21 protein-coding genes and 4 tRNA genes are annotated in these 20,803 nt (G+C 38.7%); 17 read left to right on the top strand and 8 right to left on the bottom strand.

What is annotated here, in order from left to right:
• Positions 1-109 precede the first annotated feature (109 nt).
• Genes HZC31_06230 through HZC31_06220 form a run of 3 tightly spaced genes read left to right on the top strand, consistent with a single transcriptional unit; the run spans position 110 to position 743 of the window.
• Positions 110-364, top strand: coding sequence for a hypothetical protein (locus tag HZC31_06230; protein MBI5002958.1), 255 nt, complete (start codon positions 110-112; stop codon positions 362-364).
• Between the two features lie 9 nt (positions 365-373).
• Entirely contained in the window at positions 374-565 is a 192-nt protein-coding gene (locus HZC31_06225) for a hypothetical protein (protein ID MBI5002957.1), read from the top strand.
• Positions 558-743, top strand: coding sequence for a hypothetical protein (locus tag HZC31_06220; protein MBI5002956.1), 186 nt, complete (start codon positions 558-560; stop codon positions 741-743). Before HZC31_06225 ends, HZC31_06220 begins: the two co-directional genes overlap by 8 nt.
• Before the next feature lie 546 nt (positions 744-1,289).
• Here HZC31_06220 and HZC31_06215 read toward each other — a convergent pair.
• A complete protein-coding gene (locus HZC31_06215; GenBank protein MBI5002955.1) occupies positions 1,290-2,402 on the bottom strand; it encodes a hypothetical protein in 1,113 nt (370 codons plus the stop codon).
• Positions 2,403-2,514: 112 nt separating this feature from the next.
• On the opposite strand from HZC31_06215, the gene HZC31_06210 reads away from it, so the two are divergent.
• A complete protein-coding gene (locus HZC31_06210; GenBank protein MBI5002954.1) occupies positions 2,515-4,152 on the top strand; it encodes a hypothetical protein in 1,638 nt (545 codons plus the stop codon).
• Positions 4,153-4,165: 13 nt separating this feature from the next.
• Here HZC31_06210 and HZC31_06205 read toward each other — a convergent pair whose 3' ends face one another.
• From HZC31_06205 to gatD, 3 genes are all read right to left on the bottom strand, one after another.
• Complete coding sequence (locus HZC31_06205) at positions 4,166-4,807, bottom strand: nucleotidyltransferase domain-containing protein (protein MBI5002953.1); 642 nt, start codon at positions 4,805-4,807, stop codon at positions 4,166-4,168.
• Positions 4,804-4,944, bottom strand: a complete 141-nt coding sequence (locus HZC31_06200) for a hypothetical protein (GenBank protein MBI5002952.1) — start codon at positions 4,942-4,944, stop codon at positions 4,804-4,806. The genes HZC31_06205 and HZC31_06200 overlap by 4 nt, the downstream gene beginning before the upstream one ends.
• A gap of 73 nt (positions 4,945-5,017) precedes the next feature.
• The gene (gene gatD / locus HZC31_06195; protein ID MBI5002951.1) at positions 5,018-6,334 is read right to left on the bottom strand and encodes a Glu-tRNA(Gln) amidotransferase subunit GatD; all 1,317 of its coding nucleotides are present in this window, start codon (positions 6,332-6,334) and stop codon (positions 5,018-5,020) included.
• Between the two features lie 376 nt (positions 6,335-6,710).
• Between gatD and HZC31_06190 the strand changes: the two genes are divergently transcribed.
• The 9 genes from HZC31_06190 (at position 6,711) to HZC31_06150 (ending at position 16,055) form a co-directional block, all read left to right on the top strand.
• A complete protein-coding gene (locus HZC31_06190; protein ID MBI5002950.1) occupies positions 6,711-7,949 on the top strand; it encodes a hypothetical protein in 1,239 nt (412 codons plus the stop codon).
• Between the two features lie 131 nt (positions 7,950-8,080).
• On the top strand, positions 8,081-8,350 hold the full coding sequence (locus tag HZC31_06185; GenBank protein ID MBI5002949.1) for a hypothetical protein: 270 nt from the start codon (positions 8,081-8,083) through the stop codon (positions 8,348-8,350).
• A gap of 4 nt (positions 8,351-8,354) precedes the next feature.
• Positions 8,355-8,654, top strand: coding sequence for an AbrB/MazE/SpoVT family DNA-binding domain-containing protein (locus HZC31_06180; GenBank protein ID MBI5002948.1), 300 nt, complete (start codon positions 8,355-8,357; stop codon positions 8,652-8,654).
• A gap of 56 nt (positions 8,655-8,710) precedes the next feature.
• Positions 8,711-10,549, top strand: a complete 1,839-nt coding sequence (locus HZC31_06175; GenBank protein MBI5002947.1) for a BatA domain-containing protein — start codon at positions 8,711-8,713, stop codon at positions 10,547-10,549.
• Positions 10,549-12,912, top strand: coding sequence for a VWA domain-containing protein (locus tag HZC31_06170; protein ID MBI5002946.1), 2,364 nt, complete (start codon positions 10,549-10,551; stop codon positions 12,910-12,912). Before HZC31_06175 ends, HZC31_06170 begins: the two co-directional genes overlap by 1 nt.
• Before the next feature lie 261 nt (positions 12,913-13,173).
• Entirely contained in the window at positions 13,174-13,752 is a 579-nt protein-coding gene (locus HZC31_06165; protein MBI5002945.1) for a hypothetical protein, read from the top strand.
• A 50-nt stretch (positions 13,753-13,802) separates the two neighbouring features.
• On the top strand, positions 13,803-14,531 hold the full coding sequence (locus tag HZC31_06160; GenBank protein MBI5002944.1) for a hypothetical protein: 729 nt from the start codon (positions 13,803-13,805) through the stop codon (positions 14,529-14,531).
• Between the two features lie 78 nt (positions 14,532-14,609).
• The gene (locus HZC31_06155; protein MBI5002943.1) at positions 14,610-15,566 is read left to right on the top strand and encodes a MoxR family ATPase; all 957 of its coding nucleotides are present in this window, start codon (positions 14,610-14,612) and stop codon (positions 15,564-15,566) included.
• 39 nt (positions 15,567-15,605) lie between these two features.
• On the top strand, positions 15,606-16,055 hold the full coding sequence (locus HZC31_06150; protein ID MBI5002942.1) for an HIT domain-containing protein: 450 nt from the start codon (positions 15,606-15,608) through the stop codon (positions 16,053-16,055).
• Between the two features lie 11 nt (positions 16,056-16,066).
• Here HZC31_06150 and HZC31_06145 read toward each other — a convergent pair whose 3' ends face one another.
• The 3 genes from HZC31_06145 to HZC31_06135 all read right to left on the bottom strand — a co-directional run bounded on the left by HZC31_06145 (position 16,067) and on the right by HZC31_06135 (position 17,802).
• Positions 16,067-17,236 carry a hypothetical protein gene (locus tag HZC31_06145; protein MBI5002941.1) on the bottom strand — a complete coding sequence of 390 codons (1,170 nt, stop codon included), beginning with the start codon at positions 17,234-17,236 and terminating at the stop codon, positions 16,067-16,069.
• 137 nt (positions 17,237-17,373) lie between these two features.
• Positions 17,374-17,480: transfer RNA gene (locus HZC31_06140), tRNA-Lys, on the bottom strand.
• A 247-nt stretch (positions 17,481-17,727) separates the two neighbouring features.
• Positions 17,728-17,802: transfer RNA gene (locus HZC31_06135), tRNA-Met, on the bottom strand.
• A 58-nt stretch (positions 17,803-17,860) separates the two neighbouring features.
• Here HZC31_06135 and HZC31_06130 point away from each other — a divergent pair.
• The 4 genes from HZC31_06130 (at position 17,861) to HZC31_06115 (ending at position 20,322) form a co-directional block, all read left to right on the top strand.
• A complete protein-coding gene (locus HZC31_06130; GenBank protein ID MBI5002940.1) occupies positions 17,861-18,721 on the top strand; it encodes an A/G-specific adenine glycosylase in 861 nt (286 codons plus the stop codon).
• A 219-nt stretch (positions 18,722-18,940) separates the two neighbouring features.
• Positions 18,941-19,024: transfer RNA gene (locus HZC31_06125), tRNA-Ser, on the top strand.
• A 176-nt stretch (positions 19,025-19,200) separates the two neighbouring features.
• Positions 19,201-20,202 carry a hydroxyacid dehydrogenase gene (locus HZC31_06120; GenBank protein ID MBI5002939.1) on the top strand — a complete coding sequence of 334 codons (1,002 nt, stop codon included), beginning with the start codon at positions 19,201-19,203 and terminating at the stop codon, positions 20,200-20,202.
• A gap of 49 nt (positions 20,203-20,251) precedes the next feature.
• Positions 20,252-20,322, top strand: a tRNA-Gly gene (locus HZC31_06115).
• Positions 20,323-20,335: 13 nt separating this feature from the next.
• Here HZC31_06115 and HZC31_06110 read toward each other — a convergent pair.
• The gene (locus HZC31_06110; GenBank protein MBI5002938.1) at positions 20,336-20,770 is read right to left on the bottom strand and encodes a hypothetical protein; all 435 of its coding nucleotides are present in this window, start codon (positions 20,768-20,770) and stop codon (positions 20,336-20,338) included.
• Between the last annotated feature and the right edge of the window lie 33 nt (positions 20,771-20,803).

Raw genomic sequence — 20,803 nt, 5'->3', positions numbered from 1 at the left:
TATTTTCCTCATTTTTCTCAGAAAATGTCAAATCTGGTAAAAATATTTTTACCAAACATATTTACGATCTCAAAGCTACTATTTCTTAATCAATTTTGGAGGCGATACTATGGACGGAGCACTTGCATACAGGATAGACAACATTGTTGAAGCAATAGAATGGGAAAAAAGATATGTGAGCACATTAGTTCGTATTGCTGGACAATATATTGAAAGACAAGAGCTTGATCTTGCAAAACATCTCTTGGAAGAAGCAAAGCAATACGATACTGGAGCGTACAAAGAGAAAATAGAAGCTTTAGAATTGCATCTTGGAATTGAAGAGACTTTTATGACAGGAATACTTTCAAAATATTTGGAATAGGTGTTCACATTGTCAAAGCAAAAATTCATTCCCATTCTTTTTCTTTTTACTGCTGAACAGAAACAGATATTGAGAGCGAAAGCGAGTGCTGCAGGATTTAAGAGATTGAGCGACTATGTCCGCTTTGTTCTATTTATGCAATATGGGACTATAGAAAAGATAGACAAAATCTACAAAAAAATATGTGAAGAAGATGGATGAGATACAGCCAAACAGCAAAAGAAGAAACAGACAGCGAAGCATAGCTATTTCTGACAACTTATGGAATGAAATAAAGAGTGTCACAAACAGCTATATGTCTGTCTCTCAATTTATTCGCATGGCTATTCAAAAAGAACTGCAGAGGACAAGAAAAACAAGCATATTTTCTAAAGAGTAAATTTTTTCTAAAAAACGCATTTTGTCGCAAAAGAAGGGAAGATCTTAAATAGCAGTTTCGCCATATATAAATAAAATAGCGCATTCTAGTCGTAAAACACCTGAATGCGTCAGCGAAAGTGCATAATTGAACCAAAGAATCAGTGTTTTCCGTCAATAAGACAGAAACGCATTTGTTCGCCGTTACCAAATTATGCGATCTCGGCAATATTTCTGTCTTTTTTTAGAATGAACATATTAAATAATTCTTCGACGACTTTTCCGAAAATTTTCTAAGAAAAGGAAGTATTTTTTCGAATCATCCGAAAGATTTTCGCCAAAAAGAAGTTTTTCCGAAAACCTTACGAATATGGCGAAAGAAAAATTATATAGCAAAAGTGGTTAATTTTCGAACATTTGAAACCACTTTTGCTGAATATAGTGAACGCACCAAATTATTGTAATAAAGATAGTGCGTTCACTATTCCGCAGACGCAAACAAGTTACAATAATTTATTGCGTCTGCTATAGTTGAGGTGCCAATATTTCGAACATGTATGCACCTCAACTATAATTTCGCTTGCTTCCAAAGTTCTTCAAAATATTTTTTGTAGACTGCTACAGTTTCTTTGTTCTTATTGAGAATCACATGAAACCTTTTTTCTGTATACACAAAAGTTGCGATCATTGTATCTGAAAGCGAAATACATGCTGGTCCTTGGAGCTCTCTTGGCAAAAAATGGACAAAGAATTGTTTTTTCTCTTTTGTTCGTGGTCCAAAATATACTTTTGTTGCCTTCTCATCAAAACCAATAATTCGAGTAGTGATTTTTTTTCTCACTCTTTCTTCATGCCATTTGTTGCTGAATTCAACAGTATAGACATCCGAAAGCTGTTTGCTGTACCCAAATCCAACAAACTCTTTTGTGTCATAAAGCAATTCATTAAACGCGCGTTGAATTCCTTTAATCCCTGAATAAATCTTAACATCTCTGTTCCAGATAGTATTAAAGAACGCAATGGTATTGTCAGCAATTTCTTTGCTTTTGATAAGAATTGCGACAGGATATTCGCTCCACATCACGAGCAATGTTGCGTCACCAAAGGTAAAAGTAGCTGTTTCTGTTTTTTCTTCTTCTGAAAGAAGATCTGCCTCTGCGTATTCTAACACAACTTCCTCACTTGAAAGAATTTTCATGAAACTTTTTTGTTTCATACGACGTGCGTTCCAAATCGTGAAAAAAGTAGGCATGCATTCTTGAAATTTCTTTAAAGTTCCATGAAGATAAATCGCATATTTCTGTTTGAGCATAAGATTGAGCGCAGTTTGTACTCCCTTGCTACTTGAATAAAGCTCAACAATTGGTCCAGATTCTTTTTCTTGCTTGAGTTGTTCTAGTTGTGGTAAAATATTTTTGATTTGTTCTTCTCGTTCTTTGAGAATAGAAAGTAATTGAGAAGGCTGCGCAGGGAGGAAATACTTTTTATTGTCTTTGATGAAAGAACTGACAAGTCCAGTATCGCCAAGCTTCTTCAACCTATCATAGGTGAATGTTCTGTTTGCGCCTGTTTTTTTTGCGAGTTCGCTTGCGGTCATTTCTCCAAATTTCAGAAGAGTAATATACACTTGTACTTCTGCCACAGTAAGCCCAAAATTTTGCAGTACTTCTTCTTGGTTCATATTTTGTAGAAGAATACTCTTTCTTTATAAATATTGTCGTCTTATTTTAAGACAACATAGTTTAATATAATTGAGGAGTGTAACTATGTGTAAGGAGTAATAGTGATAACAAATGAACAAATTCAAAAAGATAGTTGCGTTGGATACAGTCATCTTTTATCCAGAGCATGAGGAAGTGCTGAAAGGGATGGTGGAAAAGCCAAAAGTAGAGCGTGTTCCTCTGCAGTATAATGATGAAACAAGACAGTGGGATGTTCCAGAAGGGTATACTCTTCCAGAAGACGCATCTATTATTATTTGGCCATCCAGTTTACCGGAAAGCTTTGCTGGAATCTCAACAGAAATTCATGAACGTCTTCGGACAGCACAGTGCTGGACAGAAGCAGGATTGCGGCAAGATCTCAATGCACAAAATCTCTATAACAGGGTGAAGGATGCAGATTGTATTCTCACTTGTTGGACAGAGATTCCGGATGCAACACTAGACAAACTCATTGAAGAAGGAAAAACAAAAGCAATTATCACATGGACGCATGAGTTTGAACATCGTTTGAATGTCCAGAAAGCAAGAGATGCAGGAATATATACGAATTGCGTTCCGGATTATGGGACTGATTCTGTCGGAGAACTTGTCTTTGATGGGCTTGTCAAACTTATTGAGAGAAATAAAAAAACAGATGAGCGTGCAACAAAAGATGATGATTATATTATAGATGTTTTAGGAAAATTATTTGCGTATTATAGGGAATCAGCGATGAATGAGAAAAATACCAGAAGAGGAAAATTCTCGCATCAGTTTCACAAATTAGGAAGAGCGCAGCAGCATTATGGAAGTTTTGGTAAAAAAACATTAGATGAAATTATTCCCGAACGAATGCTGCAAGGAAAAAATGTTGGTCTTGTTGTTGATAGTTTTTTTAGAAGAGATGCACCGATGGGTCTCTTATCTTATGTATTAGAAAATGGTTTTGGTATGAGAACAGAGTGTATTCAGGAAGATTCTAATGGGGAGTATATTGACTTTGATATAGTTCTCTCAAATCATGACTTTATGATCTACAATTCAAGAACTCTTTTGGATGAGCAATATGCACATCGAGCATCCTTAGAAGAAAGAAAAAAGATTGTTGCTGCTCTCAGAGCAAAAGGAGAAAAAGCAATAGACCTTGCAGAAACACCACATTATGAAGAAACACTTCGAGGAAAAACAATAGGAATTATTGGTCTTGGAAGAATTGGAAGAAAAGTTGCTTCTCTTGCTGCTAGTTTGGGAATGGATGTGCAATATGCAGGACAAAGGGAGTATGATTTTTCTGATATCAAACAAACAAGATTAGGATCCCCTCGCTACGTTCCACTTGACCAACTTCTTACAACAAGTGACGTAGTGACAGTTCACGTTCCTGCACATAAAGCAGAAGGATTACTTACTCCAGAAAGAATTGCAATGATGTGGGATGGAACATATTTCATAAACACAAGTGATGCGAATGCAGTAGATCAAATTGCATTAACAGAAAGAATGCTGAGAAATGAAATTTATGCAGCGTTAGATGTCTATCAAGGTTTGCCAACAGCGCAAACAATTGGTCTTGATCCTGCTCAAGGAACAAAGATTGGAAATCGTCTTGCAAATCATGTACTCACTTATAGAGCAGGATGGAAAACACAAGAATCTATTCGTTTGAAAACATATAAACTGTTAGGACACATGAAAGAAGCGTTAAGATTTCAAAAGATTGAACAATAAAACAACAGAAAACTCACCCATAGACAATCCTTTTAATTTCATACACCACACCAAATTGTTCAAAAACATGAAGCATATCTTTTTGTCGTTCTTTTGCAACCAGTAATGCCCCTCGTCCCAACTCAAAAATAGTGTTGTTATCAATAATTCCCGCATATTCTTTGACTATTTTTTCTCTTTTGCCATTTTTCCTTTTCTCATAATACCATGACTTTCTTCCATGAAGCACTTTTGAAAAATAACTTTTTTGTGTGCTTTTTTTGAGAGAATAAGAATACACAATGAACTGCCGCAAACCAAGCTGCAGATGATCAAAAACAACAGTTCCTTTTGCGTATAACACTTTGCCCTCTTCAATAACTTTGCGTAACAGAGAATGATCTTCTTCTGTGATGTTCTTTCCAATAAATTCTATCTGAATTTTAACGCCATTTTTGAGTCCGAGAGAGATAAGCGCATTTTTTATTTTTTCTTCAATCTTTTTGTTGCTAGTGCAAGAAAGAATCAGAAGCAAATCAAGATCAGAATGCCGCAAACTATAATCCCCACGAGAAACACTGCCATACAAATAAACTACTTCTATTTCTTTATGCGCAGCAAATTTTTCTTGCAACAAAGAAAGAGTATATTCAAACTTATTTTGCTTGGAAATCATAATTCCTCCACAACTAATTTTGCTAATTTCTTCACTGTTTCATACTTCTGTCCGTTCTCTCCAGCAAGTTGAGTGTCAAGTCTTTCTGCAATGGAAAGATGTTCTTTTGCAGCTTCCGTATGGATAAATATGTTCATAACAACATGTTGAACAGAAGAGCTATTTAAAGTTTTCTGTTCATTTCATTGTACAGTATAAAAGCAAACAAATCTACTTCAAAAACGTATCAACAAACGTTCGCTCGTTAATTTCGCCGGCAATATTCGTTAGCATTAATTCTTTCACTTTGTCATAACTTTTTGTCTGTCCAAGAACCCAGCATAATTTGATGTACGCGACATCAGGAAGCATGTCGTGGACATAAATCGCTCCTGCTTCGATAGAAACTTTGCGTAAGTTAGTATAAACAAAAGGATGAACTGCGCCGTAAATAGTTTGCGTGCTCATCACAACAGGAACTTTCATGTCTGTCGCTTTTTTGATAAATGGAATCATGCTTTTTTTCGTCCATGTGTTCACGTGTCCAAGCGCGGTTCCTGCAATGACTATTCCTTTGTATCCTTTAGAAAGGTAATAGTCAATGATCTCCGGATCAATGTTAGGATATACAGTAATGAGCGCGACTTTTTCTTCAAAATGAATTTCTGAACTAAACCTATTTGAACTCTTCTTTCGATATCCTGGATCAATAATTTCAAGCGGTTTGTCCACAAACACTTTCGCGAGAGGCAACGCGTTAATTGGCCTGAACGCGTCTCGTCGAGAAGTATGCATTTTTCGCACTTTTGTTCCGCGAATGAGAAGACAGTATTCATCGTTTGTTGTTCCGTGAAGGCAGGTCATCACTTCTGCGCCGTCAAATTGTGCAGCTGCCTTTACCGCGCAAATAAGATTCATGAATGCGTCTGTGCTCCCGCGGTCAATCGAGCGCTGTGATGCGGTGAAGACAACAGGTTTGTTGATTTTGCCAAGCAAAAAACTCATTGCCGCGACAGCAAAATGAAGAGTGTCTGTTCCCATAGTCACAACGACCCCCGCAACATTTGTTTGGAGTTCTTCGTAAATAACTTTTGCCAGGGTTTTCCAATCGTCAGGAAGCATGTCTTCGCTCATCACGCTCATTACTTTTCGTGTTTTGAGGTTTGCGAGAGACGAGAGTTCAGGACACATCTGCACAAAATCTTCTGCGGTGTAATCTGCGTATACACCACCAGTTCTGTAATCCACTTTAGAGGAGATTGTTCCTCCGGTAGATAAAATAGAAACAGTGGGGAGCTTTTCATTGAGAGGAATCGCTTTTTTATGCGCTTCAGGGGTTTTATGTTTTTCAATCACATGAACAGATTTTATTTTGCTTTTCTTGATACCAATATTATATCCTGTTTTGAGTTTTAATGAAACCATTTCTTCTGTTGTTTCGCAGAGTGAAGGCCGTGGCATAAGAATTCCAGTTTGCACAATACCATCGTCGAGTTGAATGCTGACCATATCGCCAGGATGCGGCTCGCTTGTGTGTTTTTCAGTCATGAGGTTATGATAAGAATGCTGACTTTTAAAGATATTGGTTTGAATGTGGAATTTTGTAAGGACATATCATTCACACTTACACAGTTCTATTAAACAAATAAAAAGAGAGACGCTCGACAAATGCTCGCGTCTCCAACGCACAAGGCTTCACAGGAATGTTCAGCCTTGTGCGTAGAGCAAAAACAACATGGCCAGACGGAGCGAACGAGGTTCCCATACGGAGTATGGGGTTCTCGTTTGCGGAGTAGGGCGTGCGTGAGCACGACCGTCTGTGCCAGTGTTGTTGTTTTTGCTAACGGTGACTATTTTTCTAATATTCACAATATTTCAACATAAATTCCAAAATTATATAAACCTCTTTTCTTCAAAAAATCTCATGGACTCACTCTACGATGATATGTACATGAAAAAGCATTTGGGAGAGTATGTTCTTTTTCAGTTAGAGCAAGGCTATGATCTTCCTGATATCAAAAGCGCGCTGCTCAGATTCGGCTACAAAAAACCATTAGTAAAAGAAATTCTCGACATGCTGCATGTCACTGTTCCAAAGAAAAAGCCTGCGATGTATAGCGCGCATGATCTGGATCAAGAACTCAAAGTGTACGTCCAGAGCCTGCTCATAGATTACATTGTCAAAGAACACAAAGTCGGCTATCCACTCGAAGCGATCAAGAAAGCGTTGATTAACTTTGGTCATGATCCTAGCGTCATTGATGAAGCGATTCTCATTATTGAAAGCGGAAAAGTGGTCGATTATCGTCTCGACGCAAGTCCAGTGAAATTCCCGCAGCAAATTGTCGCGTCACTTACTATCTTCCTGATTTTTGCGTTCCTTGTTTTTTTGAGCATCACGACAGACACGTCAATTGTTACAATTATTCCAAATTTCCTTCCATTATTCCTCACGTTCATCCTCGCGAACATCGCGTATTATTTTCTGCCAAAGAGCCAACTGCTCGCGGCAATTCCGCTTCTTGCTGTTTTACTAACAGTGGGAATATTTATTTTGGGAACGCAGTATGCGATTCTTGGAAAAGCGCCAGGCAGTGATATGATTTTAATTCTCAACGCGGCGGTTGCGTTTATCAGTACAGGAATAGTTTGCGCATTTTCAAAAAAAGGAAAAGAAGACATTGTCGTGCAGATTAAAGACAAGAAGATGCGAAAGCAGGCAGAGAAAGAGCATGATCTTGTGGAAGATAAAATTCACACGCCAAAATTCGGCGCAGACATGCCAAAAGAACCATATCATCCGAAAGGGCATGTGGTTATTCCTCACATGGGAGCAGGACAGGGGACGCATGCGCAGCATCCTCGTCATGTTCCTTCTGCGCAGCCATTGCAGCAGGATAGAGATCAAAAAAATAGCATGCTTGCGTTCTTGAAAGAAGGCATTGACAAGAAGCACGTTGTCGCGCAGAAGCATCCTCCTGTCTCGCGACCACCAGTTATAGTTCATGAAAATCAACAAAACCACGCGCAACACGCTCAATCCGCTGCGCAAAAACCAGCGCATGCAAAAGCGTCTGGAGCGCGCATCATGCCAAATTCTTTAGAAACATTACCAGATAGGAAAGAAAAAGAAAAAAAAATCCCGTTGAAACAGATGGAGTAAGGTATATTATTTGGTATTCTTATGCATTCGAATAATTTATACAGTAAATTCATATAATATCTAAACCAAATATCTTCTTGTAACTTAAGAAAACTTTATATACATATGTCTTTAACATATGGAGGTAGCGTATGTCCAGTGAACAGTACAAAGGACTTCGAATAGCAGTATCAAACGCTGCAATGCGAGAGCTCATGAAGTATGAAAAAACAGTGCTTGATGTTATTGAAGTGTTAGAATATGGTATTGATGCGCCAAGAAAAAGAAAAGAAGGCACTATTGAAAAATGGCTTAACAAAGGAGCCAAAACGTGGAATGCGGTGATTGTCAAAGACTATCATGAAATTCTTCGAGAAGAATGTTGGGTGCTCATCCATTTTGGGCAATTTACAAAAAGGTGAAAACATGAAATGTCATACATGTGGAAAAAAAATGCTCTTTCAGAAAGGATTGCAGTTTAATGAGTTTGATATAGATGGTTGGAAGTGTTCTTGTGGTGAAATTTATTATGATCCTGCCCAAGCAGAAAGAATATTATTGTTAAACAAATTACGGAAAGAGCAACTCCGCGCAAAGTTGGGAAAAATTAAGAGTAACTTGATCATTCGTGTTCCAAAAGAGTTGGAGTCTGCCTTGCGCTTGCAAAAAGGTAACGATGTTATAATTAAGATAGAAGGAAAGGGGTTTAGTGTGTTTCCCGCATGAAGTAACTCTCCCCCAAAAAGCAAACTTTATAATACTGGAAATCTCAAAAAATAATTATGGTCAGTATTTTGAGTTATGCAGATAATCTCGCGGGCGCGTGGCTTTTCGCGGGATTAATTTTCTTCATTCTGATGTATCTCATCAAGCCAAAACCAAATGAGCGCGTCATTCCCTCACTTATGTTTCTGCACAGAGAAATGCACACGCAGAAAAGCGCTTCTTTCTTTCAGCGATTTCTCAGAGATCTTCTGATTTTTTTCCATCTTTTCATCCTCTTACTCATGGCAGTTGCGGCGATGCATCCATATTATAACACAACAGCGGATGTTGCTGCGGAGTACACTGTCCTTGTGATTGATAATAGCGCGAGTATGGCAACAAGCGGCGGATTGACGAGCAGGCTCAGTAGCGCGATCAGCGAGGCAAAAGACCATTTGGAAGGAAAAGTGAGTATTATTCTCGCGCAAAACGCGCCGTATGTTGTTCTGCAGGAAGGAGACAGAGAAGACGCGCTGGACGTTGTCAATTATATTCCGCAGTCAAGCGCGCTTTCAGCAATTGGTTCAAGCATTCTTGCGGCGGATGACCTTCTGGGAGAGCATAAAGGAAAAGTTGTGGTCATCAGTGATTTTATCAATACAGATCCTCTTGATCCATACATTGCGAAAGAATCGTTAGAAGCAAAAGGACACAGAGTAGAATTTATATCGTTAAGAGAAGAAGCGGACAACGTGGGCATTGTGGATATGGAAAGCGTGGATGAAGAAACCATTGTGACGCTGCAGAATTATAATGATGATACCGCGTCAGTAACAGTGACGATAAACGGAAAAGAGTATGATCTTGACATTGCGGCGAACTGGCAGGAAAAACTGACCTTCGAGCACGTTTCTAGTCTTAACAACATCACGTTGGAAACAGGAGATGATTTTGATTTGGATAATCACGTGCTATTGAGTGTTCCGCAGAGAAAGGAAACAAGTATTCTCGTCATTACAAATAATGAACAGAGTTATGTCTATCCTGTTCTTGAAGCATACGCGGAAGTGTGGAATGATGAAGCGACAGTAGAAAAAGGAGAACCGCCGGTCATGCCCGTCGTGGATCACGATGTTATTGTCATAAGTGATGTCACCACAGATAGTCTTCCTAGCTCTGTCATCAGCAGAATTAAAGAAGCGGTCGCGGATGGGTCGACGTTGATTGTTACTGCGCAGGATGATTTGGAAGACTTGGATCTTGATGATATTCTTCCAGTTACATTTGCGGATGAGCCAGTCCGAAATCAAAGAGTAGATGTTGCGATGGCAAATGTTCTCACTGCAGTTACAGATGGCGTTTCAATTACAACACTGGACAAGTACATGGCAGCGACAGCAAAAGAAAACACAGTAACGCTTGCGGCAACGCCTGATGCTGTTCCTATTTTGGCAATCGGAAGTTATGGTGAAGGGACAGTGGTGTATTACGGCATTTTTGAAACAAACAGCACGTTCAAGTATGATGTTTCCTATCCACTCTTTTGGCTGCAGTTAGTGGATTACGTTATCGGAAAGGATACTATTGAAACATTAAATTACAGAATTGGCGAAAAAGTTGTCTTTGACAATGAAATACCAGTGCGGACGCCGTCAGGAAAGCAAGACGATATGGAAAGCATTGAGTTTGATGAAGTTGGAATATATCAATACAAAGATAAACAGGTTGCGGTCAATCTCCTCAATAAAGTGGAGTCCAATGTGGATTATGTCAACGAAGAGTTTGAAAGCGCGTTGATAGAAGCGGAAACAGAAAAAGTAACATCCAAGCAGCCGCTAACAAAAGCGTTGATTATTATCATGCTCATTGTTTTATTCCTCGAATTAATATATGTCAAAATGAGAGGTGACTTCTAATGGCGTTCACCTTATTTAATCTCGTGCAGTTTGAGTATCCGGAATATTTGTGGATCGCGGCGCCGCTGATTCTTCTCTCCATTATCCTCACATTTGTTCCGTTTATGAAGTTGCCCAAAGAAGAGCAGCGCATTAACTGGACAACCCGAGTATTCATGACGATCACAAGAACGCTTCTTATTGCGTTGTTGATTTTCTCGCTTGCGGGGCCGTTTTATTCAGTCGAAACAGTGTCGCGGGGAGATCCAACGATCATGCTCTTGTACGACAATTCAACGTCGATGGATCTTTTCAAGTATGATGTGAATGCGCTAAAAGTAGAATTAGAAGAAAAGGTGCCTGTTTCTATGATTCCGATTGCGTCAGGAACAAATTCAAGGCTTGGTGATGCGATATTTAGGCAGCTGCAGTACAAAAATCTCCTGCTTGTCACAGATGGGAATAACGCGCATGATTCCATGAATTTTATTGATTTGGGAGCGTACGCGGAAAAGTTTAACACCACGATTAATGCAATCGAGCTTAAGGAAGTGGAAGACGACGCAGCAGTGAAAATAAAAGGTCCGAAGACAGGAATCGTGGATACTGATTATTATTTTAGTGTCGCGCTGGATAACATGAAGAAAGATTCTCGAGTCAAAGTGACTGTGGATGGGTATCCAGTCTATGAAGGACAGATGAGCGCTTCCTCTCTCGATCTCAAAAATAACTTTGATGATGTGGGCTATCACAAAATTGTCGCGACGCTGGAAGCGGATGATTATTTCACAGGAAACAATGAGTGGTATAAAGTAGTGGAGATTGTGGAAAAGCCAAAAATCTTGTATGTCAATTATCGTCCATCAGACTTTGATGACATCCTTCCGGAAAGATACGATGTTACTTCTGTTCGTTCTGTTCCGTCAGATCTTTCTCCGTATTTCGCGGTTGCGATTAATGATGTGATGCATGAAGTAAGTGCAAGTGGCGCGGAAACATTGGAAGCGTATACAGATGATGGCAATGGTCTTATTGTCTGGGGTGGAATGAACTCCTTCGAAGGTCCAAGTGAGCTTGATCCAATCCTTCCTGTGAAAGCGGGAATTACAGAAGAGAAAGACAACAACTTCAATTTTATTATCCTTGTGGATATGTCAGGAATTGTCCAGCTGTCCATGACAGAAACAGAACAGGCAGCTGCGGCGTTGATTGACATTCTCAAACAGCGAAAAGAAAAGGTGAACATTGGAGTAGCGGACTTTTCCTACGCGGGTCATGTGATTTATCCGCTTGCTCCTGTGGCGGACGCGGAAGCGATGAAGCAGGCATTAAATGATTTTCAGGACGTCACGACAATTGATGGAACATTATGGCTCAGACCTGCTGCGCTTGATACTGGACTGAAAGTAGCGAAAGAAATGTTGACGGGCGTCAGCGGCAATAATAACATTATCTTGGTGAGTGATGGAAACATCCATGGAACAAAATATCTCCCAAAAGCAGTCAACGAAATTGCGGAACTGCGAAAAATGGGTATTCGTATGCACGTCTATGACTTCACGAGTGTTGATCTTGATGATTCTGTGCTTTGGCAAGTTCGTCGCTATCTCAGTTCGCTTGGTGGAGGTATGTTTATTGATTCCTATTTCAGTCTAAATTCGCTCTTCGAAAAAGCGTTGATCATCGCGAATTACAACCATTATATCACAAGTGACTTAGTCATTAATGCAGTGGTCACAGGAGAAAACAAAGTCACTGTTTCGCCAAGTGGTGTGCAGTTGATAACAACAGGAACAGGGTTGCCGATTGTCACCGTAAATAATTACAACAAAGTTGTTGCGATTACTACAGATGACGGTTATGAGTGGGCAGAAGACATTGTCGAAGAACAAAATAAGGATTTGATTTACAGAATTTTCGATTGGGCTATTGGTGATCCGAATAGAAAGAAAGCAAAGTATGTGGATGTCAGCGACGCGTATGTGGGTAAAGAAGCAAAAATTTCGTACAAAGGAGAATCTTATCCTTCGACAAGCAGATGCAGTTTCCTTCCTATTGAAGATCATTACGAGTGCAGTCTTATTCCGCAGGAAGCAGGATTTGACGAAATTATGAGTGTTCCGTTTGCGGTGAATTATGAAGAAGAGTACATGGATGTGGGCTTTAATGAAAATGGCCTCAAAAATTTAGCAGAGCGAACTAATGGTGTTCTCTTCTCGCCGGATAACATTGATGGAATTATCTCAAAAGTACAGAGTGACGCGAAAGTAAAAGTGTTGGAAAAGAAAGATATAGACTGGTATGTATTGGCAGCGGCAATGATGCTCTTCCTCTTTGAAATATTTGTACGAAGATTGCTACAGAATAGAAAAAATAGAGGATAGTAATTAGAGGAATATATTTGAATAGTGAATAGCAAAACCAACAACATGGCCAGACGGAGTAAAATTTGTTTCACAAATTTTACGGAGTAGGACAAGCTTTTTTGCGTTCGGAATTGAAAGAGAGCAAAAAAGTTGGCCGTCTGTGCCATTGTTGTTGTTGGTTTTGCATAAATAAAAATTGGTCTAATCCAAAACATTTAAATTACTGAAGAATAAAAAAGAGACGAGAAACGAAAAAATAGAACAAAAGCAGGTGATATCATGGGATTCATGCAGAGAGATATTGATTTTAAACTTATTTTATTAATTCTTGTGGTCATTATCGCGATTGTCGGTTTAACACTGTTCTATCAAAGCTCTGCGGGAAGTATTATCAGCAAATATAACAAAGTCAAAGATAAGCTTGAGCAGACAAATGAAAATTTAACAATAACTGTGGCAAAGCTTGATGCCTGCGCGGCAAAGACAGAAAACCTTACTGTCGAGTTGGACGCTGCATTAAATTACCAGTTAGAATCACAGGATGAATTCAATGATTTGTATACAGAAACACAATCAACATTGGAAGAAACAGAATCTTCGCTACAAAGCACGCAAGAAGACCTTGAAGATACAGAGGCAGATTTAGCGTCGACAGAAAGCAGTTTAACAACCTGTGAAGCGACAGTGGATACTAATAGAGAAGCCGCGGATAGCGCGAATGAATATGCGCAATCCGCGCAGAATAGGTTGGATGATTGCAATGGTTGTGCTGATGTAGATTCATGCCACACTTGTGTCAACAATGCGCTTGGGGATGTAAATCAAGTCGTTAATTATTTGGATGAAATCGAAGGATAGATTGCCTTAATTGAAGAGACATGTTAAAGAGAAATGTATAGTGATTGCTTATGGATGATTTCAAAAAAGCATTGCGAGAAATTTACACTGTTCGCGCAGTTGCACAACTATTCATGGTTGCAGTGGAAGGTGTTTTTGTCTTTTTGGTTATCTATCTTTTCCTCTCCATCATTAATTTGTATAGAGAAGTCGCGATTATTCCCACACTTTTTTTCGTTGCTTATCGGGCATATAAAGTGGTGACGAGAAGAGATTTGAAAGAAGTCGAGCGAGAGCATCCTGAACTGACAGAACGATTGCGAACAGCGGCGGATACGCTGCAGCATGACAATTTTATTGTCATGAAACTTCGTCTTTCTATTATTAAAACCCTTCGTTCTATGAAAGTTTCCTCATTTTTTAATTTCAAAGAACTGTTAAAAAAGCTCGGATATATTACAGTGGTTTCTTTTGTGATTATTATGGTTGGTGTTTACAACTTCATGATTGTGGATATGGAAGGAATTATCGAGAATGGGTTATGGAATAGTTTGCGTGATAAACTTTTGAAAGGGCACATCGCGGATTCATTGCTCGGCAGCAGTATTGACAGTATAAACGACGATTTTGCGCTGAATAACCTGAATAATGTCAATGTCTTGAGGTTGCAAATTCCGCAGGAGTCCATGGCAGAGGGTCTGCCTGAAGAGATATTTGGCGGAAAATCATTTGAGGAAACAATACCAAAAAAGAAAAGAATATATATTAGAAATTACTTTAGCAAAGTACGAGATTATTAAACAACATTGATCTCTTTCGTCGGAAAATGGCGTGAGAAGCTGGTCAAACAGAGATGACATAAAAAACAAAAGAGGAAGATGCGTATGACAAGCCTGCAAATAGAAAAATTAAAACAAACATTTGATACAATCCACGCGGAAATTGAGAAGTCCATTATTGGGCAGCGAAGAGTCGTGGAGCAGGTTTTGATCTGTATGCTGACTGGATCAAACGGACTTTTGGAGAGTTATCCCGGTCTTGGAAAAACTTCTTTGATCAAGGCAATTTCTGAAGTAATGGAGCTTGAATTTAGGCGAATCCAGTGTACGCCAGACCTGATGCCGTCAGATATTATTGGAACAGAAATTATTGATGAATCATCGGGGAAACGAGTCTTTAAATTCCAGAAAGGACCAGTCTTTACAAACATTTTGCTTGCGGACGAAATCAACAGAGCAACGCCAAAAACACAGGCCGCGCTATTAGAAGCGATGCAGGAGAAGCAGGTTACTGCAGGTGGAGTCACGCACAAATTAGATCCTCCGTTTTTTGTTTTAGCGACGCAGAACCCGATTGAGCAGGAAGGAACCTATCCATTGCCCGAAGCGCAGTCTGACCGATTCTTGCTGAAAATTTTGTTGGGATATCCTGATCAGGATGAAGAGTTTAGAATTGTCACGCAATACAGCAAAAATGAACAGGAACCATTGAGAAAAATACTAGGGAAAAATTCATTGCTTGCGTTGCAGCGGTTTACGAGACAAGTCCCTATTGCTAATGACTTGGTGAAATATTCTATCGCTATTGTGACCGCGACAAGAAATGAGAAAGAATTCATTGAGTTTGGCGCGTCTCCTCGAGCGTCTATTGGGATTGTTCTTGCAGCGAAAGCTCGCGCGTTAATGCAGGGGAGGGCGCATGTCAGTGAAGAAGATATAAAAGAGATGGCGTATCCAATTTTGCGGCATAGAATTATTCTGAACTTCGAAGCAGAACGAAAAGGCTTGACAACAGATAAAGTGGTGGAGCATTTGCTGAAGAAGGTTAGGGTTTAAAATCAATCTCTTCACTTCGTTCAGAAAGGTTTTATGATTATGAAAGCAGTAAATAAAAAAAATGATAACTCTGTCACGAGCAAAGCGAGTGGAACAGAGTTATATCACTGTATATTCTGTAAAATCGCGAAAGGAGAAATTCCGTGCAATAAAGTGTATGAAGATAAAGAGTATCTCGCGTTTCTTGATATTAAACCATTGAATAAGGGACATGTCTTAGTGATTCCCAAAAAGCATTTTCAGTGGGTGTATGATGTTGATGATCAGAGTGGATATTGGAAGGTCGCGCAAAAGATCGCGAAGAAACTTGTTTCAAATATGAATGCGAAGTATGTTCATTTTGTGACGTGGGGTTTGGAAGTCCCGCATGCGCATATTCATGTTGTTCCAAGATATGAGGATGATCATCATGAAGGCTTTTTGCAGTGGGAAAAATCGTTGAAGTTGTCGCAAGATGAGATGAAAGAGATTTCTGGGAAGTTGCAATAAAGAAAATAAGTTTAAGATAGACCCCATTCTTCTCCACAATCTAATATTTGACTTGAGTTATATACACAAATATTAATTCTTTCTTTTATTGTTTCATTACAATATTGACATTCTATACTCAAATTCAATTCCTGCTCCCCTAAAGTTATTGAAGAAGTATCACACTCTCCTTTTGCAGCACATATCTGAGAACGACAGTCGAATCTAACTCCCATAATTTGTGTGTCATTTAAAGATTCTATGAATCCACCTTTAGGAGGAATACAAATTATTTGTTCATTTTCTAAGCGGATTTGAACAGAACCTGCAGGAAACTGTCCATTATTGCTTATTAACATGTAGAAACCTGCTTCTGCTGTACCCAAATAATATCTTTGAAAGGCTAAATAAGTAGAAGGATTAGGAATATAAAAGTGAATTTCAGGATTTAAAGGAGCAATGGAATCTAGTTGTCTTTCAATTAATTTATTAGATAACTCAATGTTTCCACTTGTAATGGTAATAGTCCAGATTGTTACAACGACAAGAACTATACTTACAAAAATAGAAATAGCAGTTAAACTGTTTCGAGTTAGTTCTGGTTTTTGTAGATTAAATTTATACTCATTCATCGCATCTTTTTGTATTTTTTCTGATTCAACTTCGAATGTCTTTAACTGAGATAAAAACTGTTGTATCACTTTATTTTTTTCAATATCCTCTCTTAATTTAACAATATCCTCCGAAAGAATTCCTTTAACTTCGCGAAATTGTTCTAAAGAATAATTTTTTGTAATTATTACTGCATATGTTATACGAACAAGATCTTCAATTTGTTTTGGAGATATGTCTGCGTAAAATAATGTAAGAATACGTTCATGTCTTTCATTATTTACTATACTTTTTATCTCATCCCATATTATTTTTTTAAGTTCTTTTAGTTTCTCAAAATCAGCAATAAATTTCTGAGTTCTTTCCCATAACATTTTAGAGAACCAAAGATGTTTATTCTCTTTCTGAAGTCCCACCGTTGAGTAGTCTTCATCAGGATCTGCGTATCGAGAAGCCATTCTAATTAGATAAACTCTCATTTTAATTTCCTTAGACAGAAGGGGATAAATGTCTCTAGCATCATCTTCGTGTACTTTAAAAGAAAAGAGTTCTTTTAGTTTATGAACCATCTTTGAAAAAAAATTTGCCATAGAACACCGTAAAACTATAATCTCTATTAAAAGATATCCAATAAAAAACGGACCATGCGGGATTGAACCGAACGTAGTGAGCGTTCTGCCAAAAATCTGTGATTTTTGAGCACGTTCGAATCCCGCTATAGAAAATACGGGCCGTGCGGGATTCGAACCCGTGACCTAAGGATTTCTTCTTGAATAAAGGAGTCCTTCATTTTAAATAAGAGTCCTTCGCTCTACCAGGCTGAGCTAACGGCCCATGTCTCTTGTGAAAAAGAGGTTGTTTATATGTTTAATTCATGGAAAAGAAGATTGAAGAAAAAGTAGTCAGGCAAAAACAACATGGCCAGACGGAGCAAAATTTGCGATACAAATTTTGCGAAGTAGGACAAGCTTTTTGGCTTAATTGATTAGAGAAAGCCAAAAAGTTGGCCGTCTGTGCCATTGTTGTTGTTTTTGCTTGTATTTGAAGATAATGCGTTTGATAGATTTTAAGAACAAAAAGCTGGCGGTGATGGGCTTTGAACCCACGACATCCACGTTATGAGCGTGGCACTCTAACCAGGCTGAGTTACACCGCCAATTTCTATGCTCACGAAAATAAGAACCTTTTTTAAGCTTTTTCATTTATTTACACGAATGGACAACATTCAGGAAATCCAACAAACAATCCTCCAGTGGTACAAAAAAAATGGTCGTCAGCTTCCTTGGAGGCAAACAACAGATCCATACAGAATTCTTGTTTCAGAAATGATGCTGCAGCAAACACAAGTCGATCGTGTCATTCCAAAATATTACGCGTTTCTTGAACAATTTCCAACAGTCTCATCATTGGCAGACGCGCAAACAGCAGATGTTCTAAAAATGTGGTCAGGGCTTGGCTACAACAGAAGAGCGCTTTATTTGCAAAAATGCGCGCAAACAATCAAACAAAAATATAATGGAAAATTTCCAGAAACAACAGAAGAGTTGATTGCGCTTCCAGGGCTTGGAAAGTATACTGCTGCGGCTGTGCAGAGTTTTGCGAACAATAAAGATGTCGTGGTGATCGATGTCAACATTGAGAGAATTTTCAAGAGAATATTTTATGGAAAAATTGAAGCGGCGGAAGCGATTGCGTGGCATATCCTTCCAACAAATGAATCAAGAAACTGGCATAATGCGCTTATGGACATTGGCGCGTTATTTTGTTCAGCAAAAAATCCAAAATGCGATCTTTGTCCTCTTCAGAGACATTGTGCAGCAGCGAATAACAAAGAGCGAATAGAAGCGACGTGGAAGAAAAAGAAAGTCGTGCCATTCAAAGATTCAGATAGAATTGTCAGAGGAACGATTTTGAAACTCTTGACCACAAAGAATGGGCAGGAGCAGGATCAAATCTACAAACAACTTATCGAGCAGAATATTAAACGGGAAAAGGAAAAGTTTGAAGAGATTATTGTGCAATTAGAAAAGGATGGTTTGATTAAAAAGGAAAATAATATGCTTTCATTGCCATAACTCATTCATTTCTCATACACGCGCCAGAAAGCAGATAATCGCTTAGCAACGACCTACTACACAGTTTATCCTTTATTTATTAAATAAGAAGGTGAAAATAAAGACATGAGAATTCAAAAACAAATAAAGCGAGTTAAGAGAGTGATAAAGAAACAAGATTGCGAAACCTAACCAGCAATAACTTTTATAAACAATTCATTGTTCTAAAACAATAATCTTGCCAACGTGGGACAATCTGGTACTCCGCAAGACTGGAAATCTTGTTTCCGCAAGGATCTCCCGGTTCAAATCCGGGCGTTGGCGTCCTTCTCTTCCAAATCTTATTGTTTTTCGTAGCCGGATTTGAACACACACAAAAATTCTTGCGAATTTTTGGTGCCACGCTCACTTCGTTCGGTGGAATCCGGGCGTTGGCGTTTTTCTTAATCTATACTCCTACTGACGAAAGGTTTAATAAGAATGAAGCGTAAGGAAACACCATGAACATCACTTTCTTTGAACTCGAGCCTTGGGAAAAAGAGTATATGGAGCAAAAGCTCAAGCACCACAAACTCACTTTCATTCGTGGTCCATTGTCAAGAGAAAACGCGGAAACAGCGAAAGACGCGGCGTGCATTGGTGTTTTTGTGCATTCAGAGTGTTCAGCGGCAGTGCTCAAGAAACTGCCAAAGCTCAAATACATCGTGACGCTTTCTACAGGATATGATCACATTGATGGAGACTATTGCAAGAAGAAAGGTATTATTGCGATGAATGTTCCAAAATATGGAGAGAATACTGTTGCGGAGTTTGCGTTCGCTCTTATCCTAACACTCACAAGAAAAATGTATCCGTTAATAAAAAGAGTAAGGGAAGAAAATGAGTTCACTTGTAAAGGATTGCAGGGCACAGATCTTCGAGGAAAGACACTCGGTGTTTTAGGAACAGGAAACATTGGAGAACACGTCATCAGGATTGCGAATGGATTTGAAATGAAAATTCTTGCATACTGTCATAACCCCAAGAAAGAATTAACAAAACAATATGGAGTGCAGTATGTCTCGTTCAAAAAATTATTGAGTAATGCGGACATAGTCTCTCTTCATATTCCTTATACACGAGAGAATCATCATCTTATGAATAGAGAAACTATTGGCATGATGAAGAAAGGCGCGTTGCTTATCAATACAGCAAGAGGAGCGTTAATAGAAACAGACGCGTTGTATCGTGCGCTGAAAAATAAACATCTTGGTGGTGCTGGGTTGGATGTGCTCGAACAGGAATGCGAAGTGCAGGAAGAAAAACAACTTTTGACAAGCAAATTTCCTCCAAAATGTAATCTGAAAACAATATTGGAAGATCACTTGTTAATGAAGATGGACAATGTCATTATAACACCGCATAGTGCGTGGTATTCAAAAGAAGGGCTTACAAGAATTCTTGATACTTCTATTGAGAATATCGCTTCTGTAAAAAAGAGACCAAAAAATAGAGTGGCATAAGAGTACTGCCATAAATTATTAATAGGAAACCCTATTCTTTCTCTTTATCGCATTAGTAGTCCAGCGGTAGGATTCGAGCTTCCCAAGCTTGCGACCCGGGTTCAAATCCCGGCTAGTGCATTTTCTTACGAATTTATCCTTTCCATTCTTCAACCATACTTGCCATACTTTTCAAGCCAGGAACAAGACTTTTCTCATCTCCAATGCGGTTGTGAAGCCAAGGGTTCACAATCCACTTGATGTCTGTCAGAGATTTAGGATTGACGAAATAGAACATCACTCGTTGATGAGTCGCAAATTGTTGCCAATGATCGATAAGCACCTGTAAATTCGCAGTAGTATTATAACAAACAACGTTGACAGAATAGTTTGGGTCACTATCACTCTTTTTCGCGGCAGCAAGAATCTCATGCAAATCACCAAGTTTTTCATAACAAAAAGAATCCTGTTTTTTGTCTCCTTTGAAGGTGATATGCACAATGTGCCCTTTCTCTTCAATATGAAGAATCTGCTGTTTCATCATATCTTTGTTTTTCAGAAAAATAGTGATCCATTCAGGGAGTGACATAGAGAAAATTCTGTTTGTTTTACTTTAAATAGT

The sequence above is a fragment of the Candidatus Woesearchaeota archaeon genome (genome assembly GCA_016214075.1).
GTDB lineage: Archaea > Nanobdellota > Nanobdellia > Woesearchaeales > DSVV01 > JACRPI01.
Note: the sequence above shows the minus strand (reverse complement) of the source record. Positions and strands in the feature narration are given on the sequence as shown.